Annotated in this window: 13 protein-coding genes; 2 read left to right on the plus strand and 11 right to left on the minus strand. The window is 66.0% G+C overall.

The genetic code is table 11. The annotated features are described in order from the left end of the window. Positions 1 to 127: 127 nt before the first annotated feature. The 3 genes from ACVW1C_RS16825 to ACVW1C_RS16835 all read right to left on the minus strand — a co-directional run bounded on the left by ACVW1C_RS16825 (position 128) and on the right by ACVW1C_RS16835 (position 4,142). Positions 128 to 1,450, minus strand: coding sequence for an HlyD family type I secretion periplasmic adaptor subunit (locus ACVW1C_RS16825; RefSeq protein ID WP_456759379.1), 1,323 nt, complete (start codon positions 1,448 to 1,450; stop codon positions 128 to 130). Next, entirely contained in the window at positions 1,447 to 3,198 is a 1,752-nt protein-coding gene (locus ACVW1C_RS16830; protein ID WP_456759380.1) for a type I secretion system permease/ATPase, read from the minus strand. The genes ACVW1C_RS16825 and ACVW1C_RS16830 overlap by 4 nt, the downstream gene beginning before the upstream one ends. A gap of 149 nt (positions 3,199 to 3,347) precedes the next feature. Further along, positions 3,348 to 4,142, minus strand: a complete 795-nt coding sequence (locus ACVW1C_RS16835) for an acyl-CoA thioesterase domain-containing protein (RefSeq protein ID WP_456759381.1) — start codon at positions 4,140 to 4,142, stop codon at positions 3,348 to 3,350. Between the two features lie 112 nt (positions 4,143 to 4,254). On the opposite strand from ACVW1C_RS16835, the gene ACVW1C_RS16840 reads away from it, so the two are divergent. Continuing rightward, on the plus strand, positions 4,255 to 5,163 hold the full coding sequence (locus ACVW1C_RS16840; protein ID WP_456759382.1) for a LysR substrate-binding domain-containing protein: 909 nt from the start codon (positions 4,255 to 4,257) through the stop codon (positions 5,161 to 5,163). On the opposite strand, the gene ACVW1C_RS16845 is transcribed toward ACVW1C_RS16840, so the two are convergent. The 7 genes from ACVW1C_RS16845 to ACVW1C_RS16875 all read right to left on the minus strand — a co-directional run bounded on the left by ACVW1C_RS16845 (position 5,160) and on the right by ACVW1C_RS16875 (position 12,564). Next, positions 5,160 to 6,137 carry an ABC transporter ATP-binding protein gene (locus tag ACVW1C_RS16845; RefSeq protein WP_456759383.1) on the minus strand — a complete coding sequence of 326 codons (978 nt, stop codon included), beginning with the start codon at positions 6,135 to 6,137 and terminating at the stop codon, positions 5,160 to 5,162. The genes ACVW1C_RS16840 and ACVW1C_RS16845 overlap by 4 nt on opposite strands. Next, positions 6,134 to 7,546 (minus strand): amidase, encoded by a 1,413-nt coding sequence (locus tag ACVW1C_RS16850; RefSeq protein ID WP_456759384.1) that lies wholly within the window; start codon positions 7,544 to 7,546, stop codon positions 6,134 to 6,136. The genes ACVW1C_RS16845 and ACVW1C_RS16850 overlap by 4 nt, the downstream gene beginning before the upstream one ends. Beyond that, positions 7,543 to 7,734: a hypothetical protein gene (locus ACVW1C_RS16855; protein ID WP_092119665.1), complete on the minus strand. Its 192-nt coding sequence runs from the start codon at positions 7,732 to 7,734 to the stop codon at positions 7,543 to 7,545. The genes ACVW1C_RS16850 and ACVW1C_RS16855 overlap by 4 nt, the downstream gene beginning before the upstream one ends. Next, positions 7,731 to 8,804 carry an ABC transporter ATP-binding protein gene (locus ACVW1C_RS16860; protein ID WP_456759385.1) on the minus strand — a complete coding sequence of 358 codons (1,074 nt, stop codon included), beginning with the start codon at positions 8,802 to 8,804 and terminating at the stop codon, positions 7,731 to 7,733. The genes ACVW1C_RS16855 and ACVW1C_RS16860 overlap by 4 nt, the downstream gene beginning before the upstream one ends. 3 nt (positions 8,805 to 8,807) lie before the next feature. Beyond that, on the minus strand, positions 8,808 to 9,686 hold the full coding sequence (locus tag ACVW1C_RS16865; RefSeq protein WP_456763104.1) for an ABC transporter permease: 879 nt from the start codon (positions 9,684 to 9,686) through the stop codon (positions 8,808 to 8,810). A 74-nt stretch (positions 9,687 to 9,760) separates the two neighbouring features. Further along, positions 9,761 to 10,714: an ABC transporter permease gene (locus ACVW1C_RS16870; RefSeq protein ID WP_176528672.1), complete on the minus strand. Its 954-nt coding sequence runs from the start codon at positions 10,712 to 10,714 to the stop codon at positions 9,761 to 9,763. A 197-nt stretch (positions 10,715 to 10,911) separates the two neighbouring features. Further along, positions 10,912 to 12,564 carry an ABC transporter substrate-binding protein gene (locus tag ACVW1C_RS16875; RefSeq protein ID WP_176528671.1) on the minus strand — a complete coding sequence of 551 codons (1,653 nt, stop codon included), beginning with the start codon at positions 12,562 to 12,564 and terminating at the stop codon, positions 10,912 to 10,914. Positions 12,565 to 12,774: 210 nt separating this feature from the next. On the opposite strand from ACVW1C_RS16875, the gene ACVW1C_RS16880 reads away from it, so the two are divergent. Beyond that, a complete protein-coding gene (locus ACVW1C_RS16880; protein WP_456759386.1) occupies positions 12,775 to 14,382 on the plus strand; it encodes an ABC transporter substrate-binding protein in 1,608 nt (535 codons plus the stop codon). Positions 14,383 to 14,448: 66 nt separating this feature from the next. Here the strand turns inward: ACVW1C_RS16880 and ACVW1C_RS16885 are convergent, their stop codons facing one another. Continuing rightward, a complete protein-coding gene (locus ACVW1C_RS16885; protein ID WP_456759387.1) occupies positions 14,449 to 16,683 on the minus strand; it encodes a CHASE2 domain-containing protein in 2,235 nt (744 codons plus the stop codon). Positions 16,684 to 16,775 lie beyond the last annotated feature (92 nt).

Raw genomic sequence — 16,775 nt, forward strand, 5'->3', positions numbered from 1 at the left:
GCAGTAGCCCGGATGGAGCGAAGCGCAATCCGGCGCAGCTGCATCCGCCGCGCGACCGTTCCCGGATTTCGCGAAGCCTGTCGTCGGGCGCGCCTTCGCGCGACCCGCTACGAGGACTCGCGAGAACCTACTTCTCGCGGAACGAGCGCATGAACTGGTCGCTCAGCGGCTTCATCAGGTACGACATCATGGTGCGGTCGCCGGTCTGGACGAAGGCTTCCACCGGCATGCCGGGGATGATCTTCACCTCGCTGCCGAGGCGCGCGACTTCTTCGGGCGGCATCGAGACGCGGATCGTGTAGTAGCTCTGCCCGGTGCGCTGGTCGGTGTTGACGTCGGCGGAGACGCGGGTGACGACGCCGTTCAGCTCCGGCGTGGTGCGCTGGTTGAAGGCGGAGAGCCGCAGTACGGTCTTCTGTCCGACCTGGAGCTTGTCGATGTCCTGCGGATTGACCTTGGCCTCGACCGACAGGTCGTCGGCCCTGGGCACGATCATCATGATCGCATCGCCCGCGGTGATGACGCCGCCGACGGTGTGGACGGTCGATTGCAGCACCACGCCGTCCTGCGGCGCGCGGATGTCGATGCGGCGGAGCTGGTCTTCGGCGGTGACCTTGCGCTCGACGAACTCGCCGATCTTGTCGTTGGCCTCGCGCAGGTCCTTCGAGACCTCCGACAGCATGTCCTTGTCGACCTGGATGATCTGCAGCTCGGTCTCGGTGATCTTGCCCTTGGCCTGGGCGCGCGACGCAATGTACTGCGCGCGCTCACCGGAGAGCCGCGCCGCGTCGCGCTCCAGCGTGGTGAGGCGGGTCAGCTGCACCAGATGCTGCTCATACAGCTGGCGGACGCCGACCAGCTCCTGCTGCACCAGCGCGATCTCCTTGTCCTTGGCGGCTTCCTGGGCCTGAAGGCCGGCGATTTCCTCGTTGAGCTGGATGACGCGTTCGCGCAGCTGCGCCTTCTGGCCGGCGCGGCCGTTGACCCGGACCTCGAACAGCTTGGTTTCGTTCGCCATGATATCGCGGACGTCGGGATCGCTCGCCTGCTCGGTGAGCTGCGGCGGATAGGCGACCTTGTCGAGGCCCTGCTGCTCGGCCTGGAGCCGAGCCGCACGCGCATAGAGACCGTTCAGCGTCTTGACCACGATCGCAAGGCTCGCCTTCACGACGGTCTCGTCGAGGCGCACGACGACGTCGCCCGCCTTGACCGTGTCGCCGTCGCGCGCCAGGATTTCACCGACGACGCCGCCGGTCGGATGCTGCACCTTCTTGACGTTGGTATCGACCACCACCGAGCCCGGCGCGATCAGCGCGCCCGAGATCGGCACCGTCGCGGCCCAGCCGCCGACGCCGCCGCCCAGCACCAGGACCACGACGAGGCCGACCACGAGGTGCCTTCTGATCGAAGCATGTGCGTTGCGCGGCTGATCGGTCATGCGGTCGCTCATGACTTGGCCGCCCCCGCCTCGGCGACGATCTTGATCGGCGTGGGCGCCGGCGGCGCGACGCGCTGCAGCACCTGCGCGAGCACGGTCTCCTTCGGCCCGAAGGTCTGCATGCGGCCGTCCTTGAGCACCAGCAGCTGGTCGACGCCCTCGATGCCGATCGGCCGGTGCGCGACCACGATGACGACGGCGCCGCGCGCGCGGGCGCCACGCACCGCGCGGGTCAGCGCCTCGTCACCTTCGCTGTCGAGATTGGAGTTCGGCTCGTCCAGCACGATCAGGAACGGATTGCCGTAGAGCGCGCGCGCCAGCGCGACGCGCTGCGCCTGGCCTGCGGAAAGCGCCGTGCCCTGCTCGCCGACCTGGGTGTCGTAGCCCTCGCGCATCTTGATGATCATCTCATGCACGCCGGCCTCCTTGGCCGCCGCGATGATAGCGTCGGACTTGGCGTCGGGATCGAACCGGCAGATGTTCTGCGCGACCGTGCCGGCGAACAGTTCGACGTCCTGCGGCAAATAGCCGACATGGCGGCCGAGTTGGTCCGACGACCACTGATCCAGCGCGGCGCCGTCGAGCCGCACCTTGCCGCGCGCCGGCACCCAGACGCCGACCAGCGCCCGGATCAGCGACGACTTGCCGGACCCGCTCGGGCCGATCACGCCGACGCCGCTGCCGGCTTCGACGGCGAAGGTGACATCCTGCACGATCGGGCGCTGGTCGCCCGGCGCAACTATGGTCACCGCCTCGACCGACAGCTTCTTCTGCGGCGCCTGCAGCAGCGTCTGCTCCGGCCGCGCCGGAATCTGCTGCAGCAGGCGGTTGAGACGCTGCCAGCTCTGCCGCGCGGCAACGAAGCCCTTCCAATGCGCGATCGCGAGATCGACCGGCGCCAGCGCCCGCGCGCTCAGGATCGAGCCGGCGATGATGATGCCGCCGGTGGCCTCCTGGTGGATCACGAGATAGGCACCGACCGCGAGCACGGCCGACTGCAGCATCATGCGCAGCACCTTGGCGACCGCACCGAGCCCGCCGCTCACGTCGCTCGCACGCTGGTTGCCGGACAGATACTCCTCGTTGGCTTCGTTCCAGCGCTTGTTCATCCGCCCGGCCATGCCCATCGCCACGAGCACTTCGGCGTTGCGGCGACTGGAGGCGGCGAGATCGTTGCGCCGCGCCGCGAGCGACATCGCTTCCCTGGCCGGCGTGCGCGACATGTATTCGGTGATCAGCGTCAGCGTCACCAGGATGACGGCCCCGACCAGCGCCGTGACGCCGAGCAACCAATGGAATGCGAAGCAGATCAGCATGTAGAACGGCAGCCAGGGCAGATCGAAGAACGCGCCGGGCCCCATGCTGCCGAGGAAGGAACGCACATTGTCGAGGTCGCGCAGCGGCTGCAGGCCCTCGCTGCGATTGCCGGCCATCAGCGGCAGCCGCACGATGGTGTCGAACACCCGCGCATTGAGCGCTTCGTCGAGCGAGGTGCCGACGCGGCCGAGGATCCGTCCGCGCAACAGATCGAGCACGCCCTGGGCCATGTAGAGGACTGCGGCGATGACGACGAGGCCGACCAGGGTCGGAACGCTGCGGCTCGGCAGCACCCGGTCGTAGACCTGCAGCATGAACATCGAACCTGTCAGATAGAGCAGGTTGATCATGCAGCTGATGAGGCCGACGCCGACGAAGGCACTGCGGCATGCGCGCAGCGCCTCAGCCAGTTCGGAACGCCGGACAGCGGGCGCGGCTGCCATAAAAACCGATCTCTGCAAAACAAAAGAGTTACGTGATCGCCACGTTGTACAGACGTTTGCGACCACCGTCCATTTCAAGTCGCGCCGACCAAAGCATGGTTCGCGGCCTATTTTTGTGATCCCACAGACAGTTGACGGAATAATTAGGGTTAACCTGCCGCGGAACCCGGACCCGCAGCGGGTGCGCTTCCCGGAAAGGGCACGAGAATGACCGACATCGAGACCCGGCCGATCTCGCCATCCACGTCGAGCAATACCCCGCTGCCGACGCCGAGCCCGGCCTCCGGGCGCCAGCGGGCCTCGGCGCGAACGCCGACCCACTCGCCACGCGGTGGCCGGAACAGTTGCACCGCAAGGTTCGGATTGGGGTCGGCCACCACATTCTGCACCGGGCGCGCGATGCCGTGGGTCCAGTCGGCCGGACCGAGCACGCGCGCCAGCGGGCCGGCATCCGCAGTCACGCTATGATGCATGCGAAACCAGGCGACGTCGCCGCCGGCACGGGCTTCCATCGCGTCCATGAACCAGCTGCGGCCATGGACCGCGTGCGGGCTGCGCAACGGAAAGCGCGTGGGATCCACCGGGTCGGCTGCGCTGCCGCGAAAACCGGGGACCTCGACCGCACGTTCGCGCGACAGCGTCACGCGCACCGTCGCACAGGGCTGCTCCTCGCCGGCCGGCCACAGGGTGTTGTCGACGACGCTGATCCGGCCGCCCTCGGTCACGACGGTCACTTGCGTGCGCAATTCCGCCATCGGCGTCGGCCGCAGGAACCAGGCCGACGCCGATATCGCGGTGCCCCAGTTGCGCGGACCTGCCATGGCCTCGACCTCGGCGGTCAAGAGGCTCGCGACCGCTCCGCCCTGGAGGCCTGCGAACGGGCCCGCCGCCAGCGCGGCGGGCTTCCAGTGATGCGGCGTGGCGAGCGGTTCGAAGATAGCCAAGGCGGATGAGATCCCTTGAGGTGAGCAGGATTGAGCGTGGGAGCAATCTGGTCCAGAAATAGCGACCATGACAAAAGGCCATTCATCACTTCAGGTGAACAGGATTCACCCATTGGATGCCCCGGATCCACGGGCCATCCCACCGTTGCCGGCGCTGCTCGCCTTCGAGCGCGCGGCAACCCAGCTCAGCTTCCGTCGCGCCGCGCGCGACCTGTCGCTGAGCCCGTCGGCGATCAGCCATCAGATCCGCGGACTGGAGCAGCAGTTCGGCACCAAGCTGTTCATCCGCGGCGCGCGCTCGGTGCGGCTGACCGCGGACGGCGAACGTTACCTTGTAAAGGTGTCGGCCGCGCTGGCGACGCTGCAGGAGGCGAGCCGCGACATGCTGCGGCAACGCGGCGAGGCCAGCGGCGAGCTGTGGATCAGCTCACTGCCGTTCTTCACCAGCGCCGTGCTGCTGCCGGCGCTGCCGGAGTTCAAGCGGCGCCATCCGCAACTGACGCTGCGGATCGAGGCCACGCACCAATATGCCGACTTCAACGGCTCGCGCGTCGATGTCGCGGTCCGCTACGGGCGGGAACAGGCCGCCGGGCTGAAGGTCGAGCCGCTGGTCCAGGTCAGGGGACTGCCGGTGTGCACGCCGGCGATGGTCAAGGCGGGGCTTCGGAGCCCTGCGGACCTGTCTCGCGAGGTGCTGATCCATGTCACGACGCAACCGCGGGCGTGGCCGGCCTGGCTGAAGGAGGCCGGGCTGCCGCATCTCGCCCCGCGCGGGCATCTGTGGCTCGACAGCGTGCCGGCGATGCTGGAGGCCGCCGAACACGGGCTCGGCGTGGCGCTCGCAATGACGCCCCTGATCAAGGCGCGGCCGGGCTTCGGCAAGCGGCTGGTGGCGCCGTTTGCGTTCGAGGCCGCGCATCACGAGACGATCTACCTGGTCTCCCGCACCGAGCAGGCACGAGACCGGCGGATCGCGGCGGTGCGGCGCTGGATCGCCGACGCGGTGGCGCGGGCATCCTAAACCGCGGCGACCGCCGGCTCTGCGAGAACGCAGCGCGCCAGATGCCCCGGCGCGGTTTGCACGCTGGGCGGCAATTGTTCACCGCAGCGCGGCTCGGCGAACTTGCAGCGTGGTGCAAACGAGCAACTGGCCGGTGCGTGATCGAGCGAGGGCGGCGTGCCCGGAATGGTCTCGAGCCGCTGACCGCGCATCGCGCCGTGAATTGTGGAGGCCAGCAGGCCCTTCGCATAGGGATGAACCGGCGTGCGCACGATATCGCGCAAGGCGCCCTGCTCCACGATCTGGCCGGCATACATCACCGCGACCCGATCGCAGATCTCGATGGCAACGCCGATGTCGTGGGTGACGAAGATGACGGACATCCCGAACTCGCGCTGCAGCTCGCGCAGCAGCAGCAGGATCTGGATCTGCACGGTGGCATCGAGCGCGGTGGTCGGCTCGTCCGCCAGCAGGATCTTCGGCTTGCAGGCCAGCGCCAGCGCGATCATCGCACGCTGGCGCATGCCGCCCGACATCTCATGCGGATAGGACTCGAGCCTTCGTTTCGCCGAGGGGATCCGTACCACTTCGAGCATCTCGAGCGCGCGCGCCGTGGCGTCGCGCTCGCTCTTGCCCTCGTGACGCATCACCGTCTCCGCAATCTGGCGGCCGATGGTGTAGACCGGATCGAGCGCCAGCGCCGGCTCCTGGAAGATCATCGAGACGGTCTGGCCACGGAATGCGGACAGCGCCTCGTCATCCATCGCCAGCACGTCCCGACCGAGCACATTGACGCTGCCGGTGATCTGCGTGCGCTTCTTCGGCAACAGCCGCATCAGTGCGCGCAGCGTCACGCTCTTGCCCGAGCCGGACTCGCCGAGCAGCCCCAACACCTCGCCCTCGCCGAGCTGTAGGCTGAGATCGTTCACGGCATGGACCGTGCGATCTCCGGTGAAGCGGATGTTGAGGTTGTTGATCTCGACGAGACTGGTCATGCGAGCTTGGGGACCCTGGCGTGGAAATCGGTCGCGCGCTGGAAGGCGGCGCCGATCCGGAGCAACACCGCTTCCTCGAAGGAGCGGCCGATCAGCTGCATGCCGACCGGCAGACCCGCCTTTGTGAAGCCCGAGGGGATCGAGAGCGACGGCAGGCCGAGATAGTTGACCGGGCGGGTGAACCGCGTCAGCCGCTGGATCACCGCTTCAGCGCCCGGGCCATTGCCGACGTCGCTCTCGGCGATCGTCGGTGCCGGCACCGGGGCCGACGGCGCAATCACCGCATCGACGCCGCTGACCGCCGCGTTGTGCGCGGCGAGCGCGGGGCCGCGCCAGCGCATCGCCTCGAGGTAGGTGACCGCGGGAATGGTGAGGCCGTTCTGCAGCCGCATCAGGACCTGCGCGCCGTAATCCTGCGGCCGCTCGATCATCCAGCGCTTGTGGTAGGCCGCGGCCTCGGCCGCGAGCACGAGTTGCGACGCGGCGCTGAGCTGGCCCTGATCGGGCAGCTCGACCTTGACGATCTCGGCGCCCTCTTTTTTCAAGGTGGCCACCGTCTCGTCGAGGATGTGCGCGACCTCGGGATCGAGGTCGTCAACATAGAACGCCGTCGGCACGCCGATCTTGAGACCCTTCAGCGACTGTCTTGTCGCGGCCAGATAATCGGGTACCGGCTGCGTCGACGCCGTCAGATCCTCAGGGTCGGCGCCGGCCATCAGGCCGAGCAGCAGCGCGCAATCCTCCGCGGTTTGCGCCAGCGGACCGACGGTATCGAGCGACTGCGACAGCGGCATCGCGCCGGCGCGGCTGACGCGGCCGACCGTCGTCTTGAGGCCGGTGACGCCGCAGAAATGCGCGGGCATGCGGACCGAGCCGCCGGTATCGGAACCGAGCGCAGCAAAGGTGAGCCGCGCGGCGACCGCCGAGCCCGAACCCGACGACGAGCCACCGGTGATGTGCGCGACGTTCCAGGGATTGCGCACCGCGCCGTAATGCACGTTGTGGCCGGTCGGCCCATAGGCGAACTCGACCATCTGCAGCGAACCCAGCCGGACCTGCCCGGCATCCTTCAGCCGCCGTAACGCCGTCGCGGTCGTCTTCGGCACGAAGTCGCGGCGGATCAGCGAGCCGCAGGTCACGACCTTGCCGGCCTCGTAGTACATGTCCTTGTGCGCCAGCGGCACGCCGTGCAGTGGGCCGCGGCTGTTGCCCTTGGCGAGCGCGGCATCGGCCTCGGTAGCGGCGGCAAGCGCCTGTTCGGATTCGATCGCCATATAGGCGTTGAGGCGCGGCTGCCATTCAGCAATGCGATGCAGCACGGCGCGCGTCACCTCATGCGAGGAGACTTTCTTGTCAGCAATCGCCTTGGCGACCGCGGTCAGCGTCATCAGGGCCGGTTCGGTGCTCATTTCGACACCTTCTGCGCCAGCAGGAAGCTCGCGGGTTCGAGATCGAACGGCAGCGTGCCGGAGATCGGCGCGAAGCCGTCGAATGCCGGCCCGATCGAGTTGGCGATGCGGGTCGCAACATCGTCATCGGCGGGCACGTCGGCGACGTGCGCGATCACCTTGACGTCCTTGGGAGTTGGTCTGGTCATGCCGCGTTTTCTCCTTTTGCTTTTGCCGGCGCGCGGCTGTGCCCCGAGCCAGCAATGGCCATGTAGCACGCCGCTTGATGGCCCATTGTATCGAGATCGCTGAGTTTTGGCGTGTCGTTTGCGCAGAGCGGCTCCGCAAACGGACAACGGGTGTGAAACCGGCAGCCGGCCGGCGGGTCGATCGGATTGGGCGGATCGCCCGAGATCGGCGGCACCTCGGTGCGCCTGTCGGGATCGGATGACGGCATCGCCGCCAGCAACGCGCGGGTATAGGGATGCGCCGGCGCGTCCCAGACCGAGTCGACCGGGCCGAGCTCGACGACTTCGCCGAGATACATCACCAGCACGCGATCGGAGATGTAGCGGACCACGTTGAGATCGTGGCTGATGAACAGATAGGTCAGGCCGAATTCACGCTTCAAATCGGCGAGCAGATTGAGCACCTGCGCCTCGACCGATTTGTCGAGCGCGGAAACCGCCTCGTCGAGGATCACGAGCCGCGGCGACAGCGCGAGCGCGCGGGCGATGTTGACGCGCTGGCGCTGGCCGCCGGACGCTTCGTGCGGATAGCGGTTGGCGAAAATCTCCGGCCGCAAGCCGACCTTGCCGAGCAGTTCGCGCGCCAGCGTCCGCGCCGTATCATCGGCCATGCCGTGGACTTTGGGTCCGAACGCGATCGACTCCTCGATGGTGAGGCGCGGGTTGAGCGAGGCGTAGCTGTCCTGGAAAACCATCTGCACGCCGCGCCGCAAATCGCGCAGCGAGAGCGCCGGGCCGACCTGCCGGCCGTCAAAGATGATGTCGCCGGCATCGCGCGCCATCAGGTGCATCAACAGCCGCGCAGTGGTCGACTTGCCGCAGCCGGATTCGCCGACGATGCCGACGGTCTCGCCCTTCATGACCGCGAACGAGACATCGTCGACGGCACGCACGGTCTTGCGCGGGCTGAACAGCCCGCCGCGCACCGGGAAGTGCTTGGTCAGTCCCTTGACCTGCAGCAGCGGCTGCGCGGCGCCGCCGATATCGGCGACCGGCTCCAGCATATCGACGGAGAGTTTGGCTTCGCTCATGCCTTAGTTCCTGATGTCCATGGCGCTGCGCATGCCGTCGCTGAGCAGATTGAAGCAGATCGAGACCGCGAAGATCATCGCACCCGGCAGCGCCGCGACCCACGGGTTGACATAGATCGCGGTACGCAGCGTGTTCAGCATCAAGCCCCATTCCGGCTCCGGCGGCTTGGTGCCGAGCCCGAGGAACGAGAGGCCAGCGGCCAGGATCATCGACACCGAGATCAGGCCGGTGGCGTAGACGAAGATCGGGCCCAGCACATTGCCGAGCATGTGGACGCGCATGATGGTGAACGGACCGGCGCCAGACGCGCGCGCCGCCTCGACGAAGTCCATGTTGCGGACGCCGGTGGTGACGCTTTCGGCGACGCGGGTGATCTGCGGCACGAACACGATGGTCAGCGATACGATCGAATTGGCGATGCCGGCGCCGAGCGCACCCGAGATCGCGATCGCCAGCAACACCGATGGGAAGGCGTAGAACACGTCAACGGTGCGCATGATCGCGGTGTTGAGCTTGCCGCCGACGTAACCGGCGACGAGGCCGAGCGAGGTGCCGATCATGAAGGCGAGGATCACCGGCAGGATGCCGATGACCAGCGACAGCCGTCCGCCATAGATCAGCCGCGCCAGCATGTCGCGGCCGAGTTCGTCGGTGCCGAGCGGATAGCCTGGCGTGCCGATGTGACGGAGACGGCGGATCATCGAGCCCTGATAGGGATCGGCGAGATGCAGCCATGGCGCCAGCAGCGCGGAGGCAAAGATCAGAACCAGGATGATAGCGCAGGCCATGCTGACCTTGTCGCGCCTGATGCGGCGCCCAACCGTCGCCCAGTAGCCGCGTGCCTTTGTCGCGGGGGCGGCCTGCAATGCAGTATCTGACATCGCACTCATGGGAAGACTCTTGGTTGGAGCATGATCTTCGCGGAAAACCGGTCTCCACTTTTCCGGATCATGCTCTAACTCCGCTTGATGCGCGGATCGATCGCGGCCTGCGCGATGTCGACCAGGAGATTGAGCAGCACGAAGAACAGCGCCAGCACCAGGATCGTGCCCTGCAGCAACGGCAGATCGCGCTGGAAGATCGCGGAGTTCAACAACAGGCCCGAGCCCGGCCAGGAGAATACGGTCTCGATCAGGATCGAGCCGCCGAGCATGTAGCCGAGTTGCAGACCCATCACCGCAAGCGCAGTCGGCGCCGCGTTCTTGATGACGTGACGAAATACCCCGGTCTCGCGCAGGCCCTTGGCGCGCAGCGCCTCGACAAAATCCTGGCTCAGGATGTCGCCGGTCAGCGCGCGCACCGTGCGCGTGACGATGCCCATCGGGATCACCGAGGTGGTGATCGCGGGCAGCACCAGATAGCGCAGGTGCTCCCAGTCCCACGCCCAGGCGCCGGAGCCGCCGGGACCGGCACCGACCGCCGGCAGCCAGTTGAGCTGCACCGAGAAGATGATGACCAGCACCATGCCGAGCCAGTAGTGCGGCAGCGAGACGCCGGCGATGGCAACCGACGTCGCGACCTTGTCGACCCAGGTGTCGCGAAAATAGCCGGCGATCAGCCCGAACAGCAGGCCGAGCGTGAAGCCGATCATCGCGGCCGCAATCGCCAGCATCACGGTGTTGCCGACCGCGCGCATCACTTCCGACAGCACCGGCCGCCCGGTGGCGATCGAATTGCCGAGGTCGCCATGGATCGCGCGCCACAGCCACAGACCGAATTGTACCGGTAGCGGGCGATCGAAGCCGTAGGCGCTGCGCAACTGCGCGGCGAGCTCCTGCGAGGCATCGGCCGGCAGCACCGCGACCAGCGGATCGCCGGGCGTGATGTGCACCAAGAGGAAGCACACCAGCGCAACGCTGAGCACGATCGGAATGACGTAGACGATCCGTCTGGACGTATAGGCGAGCACGTTGCGTTCTTTCTTCCTTCTCCCCTTGTGGGAGAAGGTGGCGCGCAGAGCGCGCCGGATGAGGGTTCTATCCGCGGATACAGTCATTTCATTTTCGGCGAGGAGCGTCCGCGGAGACAACCCTCACCCGGCTTCGCTGTCGCGAAACCACCCTCTCCCACAAGGGGAGAGGGTACCTAAAAGCGTCGCGCGCTATCTCACGGCACGACCGAGACCGGCGAGAAGTCGACGAACCAGCTCTTCGGCTGCACAAAGCCCTTGACCTTCGGGCTCATCGCGCGCGGCGCAACGTCGTGAGCGACGTACAGGAACGCCGCATCGTCGACCGAGGCGGCGTGCAGTTCGGCAAGCGCGGCGTCGCGCGCTGCCGGTTCGAAGGTCTGGCGAGCCTTCTTCACCAGCTCATCGAACTTCGGATTGTTGATGAAGCCCCAATTGTTCGAGACCGGCGGCGCCATGCCCGACTGCAGGAAGCGCACCAGCGCGAAGAACGGATCCATCGCCGCATAGGTGACGTTGGTCGCGTTCGATCCGTTGGCCGACGGATCCTTGGCGCCGCGCCGCCAGTTGGTGAACAGCGTATTCCACTCGATGACGTCGAGCTGCACATCGAAGTAGCACTCGGCCAAGGCCTGTTGCAGATACTCGTTCATCGGCAGCGGCAGCATCTGGCCCGAGCCCGACGCCGAGGTCTGGATCTTGACCGTCAACTTCTTGTTCGGACCGAAGCCCGCCTCCTGCATCAGCTTCTGCGCGGCCGGCTTGTCGTATTTGATCTGGAAGGTCGGGTTGCCGCGCCAGGGATGGCCGGGCTCGAACGTGCCGGTGGCCGGCACCATCAGCCCCGCGAGCAGGCCGTCACGTAGCCCTTCGCGATCAACGCAGAGATTGGCGGCCTTGCGGACCCGGATGTCATTCCACGGCGATCCTTCGACGCGGGAGAACTGCCACGGCCAGACATGCGGCTCCTCGTTGGAATAGAGATTGAAGCCACGCTGCTTGATCTCGGGCAGTGCGTCGGGCGCCGGCGCCTCGATCCAGTTGACCTGGCCCGACAGCAGCGCCGCAGTGCGCGCATTGGCCTCGGGCATTGGCAACAGCACCATCTTGTCGGTCTTCGGCACGCGGGCCTTGTCCCAGTAATTCTCGTTCTTCACCAGCTCGAGCCGCTCGCGCGGGGTGAAGCTCGACATCTTCCACGGGCCGGTGCCCGAAGCGTCCTTGGCGAACGCGGCCCATGCGGCCTGCGACTTCGCCTTGGCATCGGCACCTTCGGCCTTGTCGTAGAATTGCTGCCACTTGGCCGGGCTCGCCATGAACAGATTGGTGAGGTTGATCGGCAGGAAGCTGTCCGGCTCCTTGGTGGTCAGCTCCACCGTCATGTCGTCGATCTTGCGCGCCGAAACCAAGGTCGGCATGCGCGAGGCGGTGACACCGACCTGGCTCGCATCGTATTGTGGCGCGTCCTGCTTCAGCACCTTGTCGACGTTCCAGACCACCGCATCGGCATTGAACGGCGAGCCGTCGTGAAAGCTGACGCCGGGACGCAGCTTGAAGACCCACTTGGTCTTGTCGGCATCGTCGACCTTCCACTCGGTCGCAAGGCCCGGAATCATCGCGCTCGCCTTGTCCGACGAGGACAGGTCCCACATCGTCAGTGCGTCATACATCGTGAGCCCGGTGAAGCGGTTGCCCTCAAAACCCTGGTCGGGCTGCCCGAGCGTGCGCGGAATATCGGCAGCCGTCATGCCAATGCGCAGCACGGTCTCGGCGCTGGCGATCGCCGGCACACAATTGGCGATCGCAAGCGCCAGCATGATCGCCGTCGCATTGGTCTTCCTGTTACGCATCTGAGCAACCCCTTCGAAGTCTGGTGACGTTTTAGTGATTATTTCTTGAGCAAGCGTATGCAATGCCTGTGCCAAGGGGAATAGTTCTTCAGCAAATAACCGCTGGGCGCGTCATTTCTTCCCACCTCGCGCCTGAACCGTGCGAAGATGCCTATTCTGGCATCATGCTTGCAGGATCTGGCCCCGACTTCCCACCAACGGAGCCTTCATATGCGCGCGCGCAATTCGATCCTGACGGCGGCAATGGCGCTCGCCCTGACCGCGGGCTGGCCGGCCATCTCAGCGCGAGCAGAGTCCATTGTGCGCTACGGCATTTCGATGGCCGACATTCCGCTGACGACCGGCCAGCCCGATCGCGGGGCCGGCGCCTATCAGTTCACGGCCTACACGATCTACGATCCGCTGGTGGCCTGGGAGATGGACGTGGCCGACCGGCCCGGCAAACTGGTGCCCGGGCTTGCGACCGAATGGAAGGTCGACGATAGCGACAAGACCAAGTGGCGCTTCACCCTGCGCAAGGGCGTCAAATTCCACGACGGCAGCGACTTCAACGCCGACGCGGTGATCTGGAATCTCGACAAGGTGCTGAACGACAAGGCACCGCAATTCGACAAGCGGCAGAGCGCGCAGGTCAAGACCCGGCTACCCTCGGTCGCAAGCTACGCCAAGATCGACGACCAGACCGTCGAGATCACGACCAAGACGGTCGACTCCTTCTTCCCCTACCAGATGCTCTGGTTCCTGGTCTCGAGCCCCGCGCAATATGAGAAGCTCGGCAGGGACTGGGACAAGTTCGCCAGCCAGCCCTCCGGCACCGGCCCGTTCAAGCTGACCAAGCTGGTGCCGCGCGAGCTCGCCGAGCTGACCAGGAACCCGGACTATTGGGACAAGAAGCGGCTGGCGAAGGTCGACAAGATGATCCTGATCCCGATGCCGGAGGCGTTGACCCGCACCAACGCGCTGCTGGCCGGTCAGGTCGACCTGATCGAAACGCCGGCGCCGGACGCCGTGCCGCAGCTCAAGGCCGCCGGCATGAGGATCGTCGACAACGTTACGCCGCATGTCTGGAATTATCATTTGAGCGTGCTGCCGGGCTCGCCCTGGACCGATATCCGCCTGCGCAAGGCGCTCAACCTCGCGATCGACCGCGATGCGGTGGTTGGCCTGATGAACGGCCTCGCCAAGCCGGCCAAGGGCCAGGTCGACCCGTCGAGCCCGTGGTTCGGCAAGCCGAGCTTCGAGTTGAAGTACGACCTCGCCGCGGCCAAGAAGCTGGTGGAGGAAGCCGGCTATTCCAAGGACAAGCCGCTGAAGACGACCTTCATCATCGCCCAGGGCGGCACCGGGCAGATGCTGTCGCTGCCGATGAACGAATTCCTGCAGCAGAGCTTCAAGGAGATCGGCATCGACATCGACTTCAAGGTGGTCGAGCTCGAGACACTCTATTCGCACTGGCGCAAGGGCGCGGCCGACGAGATGAACGCCGGCATCACCGCCAACAACATCGCCTATGTCACCTCGGACCCGCTCTACGCGATCGTGCGGTTCTTCCATTCCGGCCAAGTGGCGCCGACAGGCGTCAACTGGGGCGGCTACAAGAATCCGAAGGTCGACGCGCTGATCGACGAGGCCAAACAGACGTTCGACAGCGCAAAACAGGATGCGCTGCTGGCGCAGGCGCACGCGCTGATCGTCGACGATGCCGCGCTGGTGTGGGTGGTGCACGACACCAATCCGCACGCGCTGTCGCCGAAGGTGAAAACCTTCGTGCAGGCGCAGCACTGGTTCCAGGATCTAACGCAGATCGGACTGGAGTAGATCTCTCGTCGGCCCGGCTAGTGCGCAATTGCGCGCCAGGCCGGGACGACATCGAATGTGCGTCGCCTATTTCGTCGTCAACGCGAAGGCGCCGTCCCAATCGTCCGGCGGCGGCTCCCTCTGGAAGGCGCGGATGCGCGCCTCGTAGAGGCGGTAGAGATATTGCAGCGTCTGCGCCTCGTCGGTCTTGCGGCCGCGCTCGATCGCGGCGAGCGCACCGCCCCAATCGCGGCTGCGATAGCAGGCGAGCATTTCGATGGTCAGGTTGCGCAGCCGCTGGAAGCGGCCGGAACGGGCCACGTCCTCGCGGCCTGCGATCGCATAGATCACCTCGGGCTCCTTCTTGCCCTTCACCATGATGAAGTCGAGTTCGAGGATCGCGAACTTCTCCTTCACCGCGAGCGCAGTCTTCGATCCAACGATGATCGGGAAGCCGTACTCCTTGGACTGCCCCTCCAGCCGCGAGGCCAGATTGACGCTGTCGCCGAACACCGAATAGTCGAAGCGCACGTCGGAGCCCATATTGCCGACCACGCAGGTGCCGGTGTTGAGACCGACCCCGATGTTGAGCGGCACATAGATGTGGCCGCCCTCCTTTGCCTCCCGCTCGCGCTCACGGTTGAGGTCGTCGACGCGTTCCAACATGTCGAGCGCGGCGTCGCAGGCGTTGAGCTGGTGCTGCTTGTCGTCGAGCGGCGCGTTCCAGAACGCCATGATGGCGTCGCCCATATACTTGTCGATGGTGCCCTTGCGAGCAAGGATCGCGTTGGAAAGCGGGGTGAGGATACGGTTCATCAGCGCCGTGAGGCCCTGCGGATCGCGCTTGTAGGTTTCCGAGATCGTGGTGAAGCCGCGCATGTCCGAAAACATGATGGTCATCTCGCGCTCTTCGCCGCCGAGCACGAGCCGCTCCGGCGCCTGCGCCAACTGCTCGACCAGCGCGGGCGACATGTACTGCACGAATTGCGACCTGATCTGCCGGCGCTGCTGCTGTTCGCGCACGAAGGCGGAGAAGATCAGCGTGAGATAGATCGCCGTGGTCGACATCAGCGGATAGGTGAAGTCGATCAGGAGCCGGTGCTGGGAGTAGAAATACCAGGAGGTGCCGATCAGAACCGAGGCAAACAACCCGCCGACGACGACCAGCGTGACCGGACCAAACTTCGGCGCGAAGGCAATGACCAGGAGCCCCATGATCAGCGCAGCGAAGAACTCGATGCCGATGCCGTAGTTCGGTTGCGAAACCACGTCACCGGTCAGTGCGCTCTCCAGCACCTGGGCATGAACCTCGACACCGGGCATCGCCGGCGTCACCGGCGTGGTCTTGATGTCGTTGAGCCCGACCGAGGAGGTGCCGATCAGAATCAGCTTGCCGGCGATCCTGTCCGGCGGCACCCGCCCGTCCAGCACGTCGACGGCCGAGACGTAGATCGAGGGGTCACGCCGCGCATAGTGGATCCAGAGCTGGCCGTGGAGATCGGTCGGGATCGCAAAGCCCTTGATACCGAGGCTCTTGATGCCGGCCTTGTCGGCCTTGATCAGGATCGTGCCCGAGCCGCCCGCCACCCGCAGCATTTCGAAGGTCAGCGACGGCATGGTGATGCCCTGCGCGACCATCATCATCGGCACCCGCCTGACGATGCCGTCGCGTTCCGGCCTGATCGTGAACAGGCCTCGCCCGGCCGCGGCCTCCTCGAGCACCGGCACGTTGCGCAACAATCCCGGAAACTGGAACATGAAGCTCTGCGGCTCCTCGCCGAGCATCGCAAGCCCGGTGACCGGCAGCTTTTCGTTGAGGTCGGCGCGCACGTTGGGGCCGCCGGACTCGCCGAGCACCACACGCGAATTCCTGATCGCGTCGGCCAGGATGCTGTCGTTGCTCGGCAGCTGCCGCAGCCTGGCGCGCATCTCCTCATCCAGGCTGCTGAACGTATCGGCCGCGATATCGGGGTTGAGACGATCAGGCTCGGAGAACACCGCGTCGAACGCGATCACCACGGCGCCGAGCCGGGTGAGATTGACGACGATGTCGGCGAGCCGCGTCCGCGGCCACGGCCATTGGCCAAGCCGGGGATCAGCGAGGCTCTTCTCGTCGATATCGACGATGGTGACGGGCCGCGCGGTCTTCTGGCGCGGCTCGATCACCTGGAACGTGTCGAACGTCCTGACGCGAAGCTCCTGAACCGGGCCCGGATCCGCCATCCGCAGCGCGGCAATGCCGATCAACAGCGCCACGCAGGCCAGCCGCGCATAGCCGAAGCGCCGTCCGAACCACCTTCGTATCGCCTTCAGCCGTTTCATGCCATCTGGATATCACGCGCGGAGAGGAGTTCCAATCGAGCAGACGTCGGGCAATGCAGGATTAGGCCGGCTTTTCGGGAGGGCGGCGCTCA

This window comes from Bradyrhizobium sp. USDA 4011, assembly GCF_054063415.1.

Bases quoted from the DNA above. Each gene is read 5' to 3' on its own strand.
- ACVW1C_RS16855 (WP_092119665.1), bottom strand. From the start codon at position 7,734: ATGACCAGACCAACTCCCAAGGACGTCAAGGTGATCGCGCACGTCGCC.
- ACVW1C_RS16875 (WP_176528671.1), bottom strand. From the start codon at position 12,564: ATGCGTAACAGGAAGACCAATGCGACGGCGATCATGCTGGCGCTTGCG.
- ACVW1C_RS16850 (WP_456759384.1), bottom strand. From the start codon at position 7,546: ATGAGCACCGAACCGGCCCTGATGACGCTGACCGCGGTCGCCAAGGCG.
- ACVW1C_RS16830 (WP_456759380.1), bottom strand. From the start codon at position 3,198: ATGGCAGCCGCGCCCGCTGTCCGGCGTTCCGAACTGGCTGAGGCGCTG.
- ACVW1C_RS16845 (WP_456759383.1), bottom strand. From the start codon at position 6,137: ATGACCAGTCTCGTCGAGATCAACAACCTCAACATCCGCTTCACCGGA.
- ACVW1C_RS16860 (WP_456759385.1), bottom strand. From the start codon at position 8,804: ATGAGCGAAGCCAAACTCTCCGTCGATATGCTGGAGCCGGTCGCCGAT.
- ACVW1C_RS16885 (WP_456759387.1), bottom strand. From the start codon at position 16,683: ATGAAACGGCTGAAGGCGATACGAAGGTGGTTCGGACGGCGCTTCGGC.
- ACVW1C_RS16825 (WP_456759379.1), bottom strand. From the start codon at position 1,450: ATGAGCGACCGCATGACCGATCAGCCGCGCAACGCACATGCTTCGATC.
- ACVW1C_RS16865 (WP_456763104.1), bottom strand. From the start codon at position 9,686: ATGTCAGATACTGCATTGCAGGCCGCCCCCGCGACAAAGGCACGCGGC.
- ACVW1C_RS16880 (WP_456759386.1), top strand. From the start codon at position 12,775: ATGCGCGCGCGCAATTCGATCCTGACGGCGGCAATGGCGCTCGCCCTG.